Origin of the sequence: uncultured Phenylobacterium sp. (assembly GCF_902826855.1) — a bacterium.
Classification (GTDB): domain Bacteria; phylum Pseudomonadota; class Alphaproteobacteria; order Caulobacterales; family Caulobacteraceae; genus Phenylobacterium.
The window spans coordinates 1-5,021 of record NZ_CADEGK010000275.1 but is presented as its reverse complement, the minus strand read 5'-3'; the positions used below and the strand labels follow the sequence as shown (position 1 = coordinate 5,021).

The 5,021-nt window shown below is 69.2% G+C and carries 6 protein-coding genes; 4 read left to right on the top strand and 2 right to left on the bottom strand.

Annotation, left to right across the window (positions count from 1 at the left end; all coding sequences use genetic code 11):
- The 3 genes from QZV94_RS23110 to QZV94_RS23100 all read left to right on the top strand — a co-directional run.
- The coding region (locus QZV94_RS23110; RefSeq protein WP_293682525.1) for a 4Fe-4S dicluster domain-containing protein at positions 1–471 on the top strand (471 nt) is incomplete at its 5' end.
- On the top strand, positions 464–2,332 hold the full coding sequence (locus QZV94_RS23105) for a 2-oxoacid:acceptor oxidoreductase subunit alpha (protein ID WP_293682524.1): 1,869 nt from the start codon (positions 464–466) through the stop codon (positions 2,330–2,332). The genes QZV94_RS23110 and QZV94_RS23105, both read left to right, overlap by 8 nt.
- Complete coding sequence (locus QZV94_RS23100) at positions 2,329–3,384, top strand: 2-oxoacid:ferredoxin oxidoreductase subunit beta (protein WP_293682522.1); 1,056 nt, start codon at positions 2,329–2,331, stop codon at positions 3,382–3,384. Before QZV94_RS23105 ends, QZV94_RS23100 begins: the two co-directional genes overlap by 4 nt.
- 14 nt (positions 3,385–3,398) lie before the next feature.
- Here QZV94_RS23100 and QZV94_RS23095 read toward each other — a convergent pair whose 3' ends face one another.
- Entirely contained in the window at positions 3,399–3,650 is a 252-nt protein-coding gene (locus QZV94_RS23095; RefSeq protein WP_293682520.1) for a helix-turn-helix transcriptional regulator, read from the bottom strand.
- 374 nt (positions 3,651–4,024) lie between these two features.
- Between QZV94_RS23095 and QZV94_RS23090 the strand changes: the two genes are divergently transcribed.
- Complete coding sequence (locus QZV94_RS23090; protein ID WP_293682518.1) at positions 4,025–4,768, top strand: hypothetical protein; 744 nt, start codon at positions 4,025–4,027, stop codon at positions 4,766–4,768.
- Between the two features lie 14 nt (positions 4,769–4,782).
- Here the strand turns inward: QZV94_RS23090 and QZV94_RS23085 are convergent.
- Positions 4,783–5,021, bottom strand: a 239-nt coding sequence (locus QZV94_RS23085; RefSeq protein ID WP_293682516.1) for an amidohydrolase family protein, incomplete at its 5' end; no start/stop codon positions are given.

The following is a 5,021-nucleotide window of genomic DNA, read 5'->3' as shown; positions in this document are numbered from 1 at the left end:
ATCCACGAGTGGAGCTACGACAACGACATTTCCAACGACATCCGCTACCGCGTCCCCCTTCGCGAGAAGAAGGAGGCGCTGAAGAGCGTCAAGGTGGAGGTCGAGCTCGGCTACGACCTGCAACAGGCGCTCGGCGAGGCCCAGCGCTGCCTCAACTGCGACGTCCAGACGGTGTTCGCCGACAAGCTGTGCATCGAGTGTGACGCCTGCGTCGACATCTGCCCGATGGACTGCATCACCTTCACCGAGGACGCCGAAGACGAGCTGGAGCTGCGCGGGCGGCTGAAGGCTCCGGCGGACAACCTCACCCAGGACCTCTACCTCTCCGGCAAGCTGCCCACCGGGCGGATCATGGCCAAGGACGAAGATGTCTGCCTGCACTGCGGCCTCTGCGCCGAACGCTGCCCGACGGGGGCCTGGGACATGCAGAAGTTCTACCTCGAAATGACCTATGCTGGCGCCGATGCCTGACAGCGCAGAACCCCGCGCGGCGATGGCCGCACCCGCCCAGGGCAAGACCCGGACCAACGACTTCGTCGTCAAGTTCGCCAACGTGAACGGCTCCGGCTCGGCCAGCGCCAACGGCATGTTCGCCCGTTCCGTCATGCGCATGGGGGTGCCGGTGGCGGCCCGCAACATCTTCCCCTCGAACATCCAGGGCCTGCCCACCTGGTACGAGGTGCGGATCACCGAGGCCGGCCATCTGGGCCGCCGCGGCGGTGTCGACCTGATGGTCGCCATGAACCCGCAGACCTGGGACCGCGACCTCGCCGAGATCGAGAGCGGCGGTTACCTGTTCTACGATTCCACCAAGCCTGTGCCGCGCTCGCGGCTGCGGGACGACATCACCGTCATCGGCGTGCCGCTGACGGCCATGTGCAACGAGGCCTACGAGCTTCCGCGTGAACGCCAGCTGTTCAAGAACGTCATATATGTCGGGGCCTTGGCGGCGCTTCTTGGCATCGATCCGGAAGCCGTGAAGAGCCTGATCGCCGAGGATTTCGCCGGCAAGGACCGGCTGATCAAGGCCAACTTCGAGGCCCTGGCCATGGGCTACGGCTATGTGACCGAGCACCTGGGCCCGATCGCGCTGCAGGTCAGGAAGGCCGACGCCGTCGGCGATCGCATCTACGTCGAGGGCAATCAGGCCGCGGCCCTGGGCGCCGTCTATGGCGGCGCCACCGTCTGCGCCTGGTATCCGATCACGCCGTCGACCTCGCTGGCCGAGGCCTTCACCGCCTATTGCCAGGACCTGCGCGTCGATCCGGAGACCGGCAAGGCCCGCTACGCCATCGTCCAGGCCGAGGACGAGATCGCCTCCATCGGCATCGTGGTCGGCGCCGGCTGGAACGGCTGCCGCGCCTTCACCGCCACCTCCGGGCCGGGCGTCTCGCTGATGACGGAGTTCATAGGACTCAGCTACTTCGCCGAGATTCCTGCCGTGATCTTCGACGTCCAGCGTGGCGGCCCTTCCACCGGCATGCCGACCCGGACGCAGCAGGCGGACCTGCTGGCCGCCGCCTACGCCGGCCACGGCGACACCAAGCACGTGATGCTGCTGCCCGCCGACCCGGGCGAGTGCTTCGAGATGGGCGCCCAGGCGTTCGACCTGGCCGACCGGCTGCAGACCACCGTCTTCGTCATGCTCGACCTGGACATCGGCATGAACGAGTGGCTGACCAAGCCCTTCACCTGGGACGACAGCCGCCGCCTCGACCGCGGCAAGGTGATGAGCCACCACGACCTGGAGGTCGCCACCGAGGAATTCGGCCGCTACCGCGACGTCGACGGCGACGGCATTCCCTATCGCACCTATCCGGGCGTGCACCCCACCAAGGGCGGCTATTTCACCCGCGGCACGTCGCGCAACCCCTACGCCCGCTACTCGGAGGAGGGAGCCGTCTACGTCGACAACATGGAGCGGCTGCTGCGCAAGTTCGACACGGCGCGCACCATGGTCCCGGCCCCGGTGATCCGCCCCGCCAAGCGCAAGACCCGCGACGGCGTGCTCTACTTCGGCTCCACGGCGCCGGCCATGGACGAGGCGCTGCAGATGCTGGAGGCCCAGGGCCGCTACGTCGACGCCATCCGCGTCCGCGCCTTCCCCTTCGCCCAGGACATCTACGACTTCGTCGCCGCCCACGACCGGGTCTTCGTGGTCGAGCAGAACCGCGACGCCCAGCTCAAGACCCTGCTGATGACCGAGGGCGGCATCGACGCGGCCAAGATCCCCTCGGTGCTGCACTATGACGGCACCCCCATCACCGCCCGCTTCATCGCCGGCGAAATCGCCCAGCGCCTGGCGCTGAGCCGAGTCGAGGCGGCGGAATGACCTACATCCTGAAGCCCCAGCTGCATCACCCCAAGCTGCCCACCAACTCGCTGGGCTACACGCGCCGCGACTACGAGGGCTCGGTCTCCACCCTCTGCGCCGGCTGCGGCCACGACAGCATCTCCGCGGCGATCATCCAGGCCTGCTTCGAGCTGGAGCTCCCGCCCCACCGCGTGGCCAAGCTCTCCGGCATCGGCTGCTCGTCGAAGACGCCGGACTACTTCCTGGGCAACAGCCACGGCTTCAACACCGTTCACGGCCGCATGCCGTCGGTGCTGACCGGCGCCAACCTGGCCAACCGTGACCTGATCTACCTGGGCGTCTCCGGCGACGGCGACTCGGCCTCCATCGGCCTCGGCCAGTTCGCCCACGCCATCCGCCGCGGCGTGAACATGCTCTACATCGTCGAGAACAACGGCGTGTACGGCCTGACCAAGGGCCAGTTCTCCGCCACCTCGGACCGCGGCTCCAAGTCCAAGAAGGGCCTGGTCAACACCGACGCCGGCATCGACATGGTGAGCCTCGCCCTGCAGATGGGCGCCACCTTCGTCGGCCGCTCATTCTCCGGCGACAAGGACCAGCTCGTCCCGCTCATCAAGGCGGGCCTGGCCCACAAGGGCGCCGCCTTCATCGACTGCGTCAGTCCCTGCGTGCAGTTCAACAACCACGTCGGCTCCACCAAGAGCTTCGACTACGTCCGCGAGCACAACGAGGCGGTCAATCGCCTGGACGTGATCACCCCGCGCGACCCCATCGAGGTGAGCTACAAGTCCGGCGAGTCCGTCCGCGTCCAGCAGCACGACGGCTCCATCCTCTCGCTTCACAAGATCGCCGACCTCTACAACCCCTCCAACCGCGCCCAGGCCCTCGGCTACCTCCAGGCCCGGCAGGCGAGGGGGCAGGTGGTCACCGGCCTGCTGTTCGTCGACCCCAGCGCCGGCGACCTGCACGACGCGGTGGGCACGGTGGACACCCCGCTGAACCAGCTGAACGAGGCCGAACTGGTCCCCGGCGCCGCGGCGCTGGCGAAGCTGAACGCGGACCTGCGCTGACCGCCGGCCTGCGATCAGCAGGCCTGCCGCGCCGCGCGCTCCTCTTCGAGCACTTCGAAGAAGTAGCTCGCCGGAACGTCAAGGCAGAGCGCAAGCTGGAAGAGCATCGACCCGGAAATCATGTTCTGCCCGGTCTCGTACTTGTGGACTTGTTGCAGGCTCACCCCGCAGCGCTCTGCGACCTGCGCCAGCGAGAGCCGCAGCTCCCGCCGGCGCTGTCCGAGCCGCTGTCCCAGGTGGAGGCTGATCTCGGTGTTCGTCCACATCCCGGCCGGCGGCGCTTTCTCGCAAGGCGCGATCCCGGCGTCGGGCCATCGCGCTAAGCTTGCCGTATTGGCGCCGTTTTGAACCGCCCGTGAGCCGTTCGCGCGTGAGTTGAAACCCCGGCCGGATCCGGAACCGTCTCGGCCTGCGCAGGTTCGGGATGCGGCAGGGCAATCAACCCGTCCCTCGAATACCCTGCCATCGGATCTTCGGCGCGGTCAGCGCGCCGGAGATCCCCTTGCGACCCTCGGGAGGGTGCGCCGGGTCGAGGCCGGGTCCGTCGCTCAGGCGTCTCGCAGGCGCGCCGCCGCACTCCTGGCTGGCGCCACGGCGCGCTCCGGCGCAGACTTCGGCGCTCTTGAAGGGCGCCTCACGCATGAACGGACGTCAGCTCGGCCTGCTCGCGGCGATGGTCTTCGCCATCGGTTCGCCGATCGTGCAGACGCTCGGCGAGGTGGGTCTCTCGCCTGCGGAGTTCGCCCGCGAGGGTGATCGGACGCTCCGCGCCGCGGGCTACGCCTTTTCCATCTGGGGCGTGATCTACGCCGGGCTCGCGGCCTTTGCGGTCTACCAGGCCCTGCCGCGCAATCGCGACGACGCCCTGCTCCGGCGGATCGCCGGGCCGGCCTTCGTCGCCATCGCCGGAACCGGAGCGTGGATCTGGGCCTCCATGTTCGACGCCCGCTGGGCCAGCGTCGGCATCATCGTCGTCTCCGCCGCCGTCCTCACCGCGGGCCTGATCCGCGCCGCCGGCGCCCGCGCCGCGCACGGCCTGGCCGTCCGCGCGTTCGTCTGGTGGCCCCTGTCGCTGCTGGCGGGGTGGCTGACGATCGCCAGCGCGCTCAACATCCTGACCGTCGCGACGGCCGAGGGCCTGATCGACGGCGCGGAGCGGGCCGCCGCCTACGCCGGCGTCGCCGTGGTGCTGGTCGTGACCCTGCTGGTGCTGCGCGCCTCGCGGCTCGCGGCCTACGCCATCCCCATCGCCTGGGGCCTGGTCGCCGTCTGGGTCGCCGAGCAGGCGGCCAAGCCCACGGTCGCCCTCGTCGCCCTGGCCGCCGCGGGCGTCATCGGCGCCTACGCGGTCTGGCTGGCGCTGCGCCCCGCGGTCAAACCCTGAGCAGAGGCGCCGTCCTAGGGCGCGCCCACCACCGCATCCGCGCCGAGGCCATACAGCTTCTTGGCGTTGCCGCCCGCCACCTTCTCGCGCTCGCCCGGCGGCAGCAGGTCCAGCAGGCCGTCCAGCGAGCCGATGTAGTCCGGCGTGTGGTCGAAGTGCGGGAAGTCCGACGCCCACACGAACGAGTCCGCGCCATAGCGCTTGGCCAGGTCCGGGAGCGTCCGCTCGTCCGGGTCGGACGCCATGACGAACC

Bases quoted from the DNA above. Each gene is read 5' to 3' on its own strand.
- QZV94_RS23105 (WP_293682524.1), top strand. From the start codon at position 464: ATGCCTGACAGCGCAGAACCCCGCGCGGCGATGGCCGCACCCGCCCAG.
- QZV94_RS23100 (WP_293682522.1), top strand. From the start codon at position 2,329: ATGACCTACATCCTGAAGCCCCAGCTGCATCACCCCAAGCTGCCCACC.
- QZV94_RS23095 (WP_293682520.1), bottom strand. From the start codon at position 3,650: ATGTGGACGAACACCGAGATCAGCCTCCACCTGGGACAGCGGCTCGGA.
- QZV94_RS23090 (WP_293682518.1), top strand. From the start codon at position 4,025: ATGAACGGACGTCAGCTCGGCCTGCTCGCGGCGATGGTCTTCGCCATC.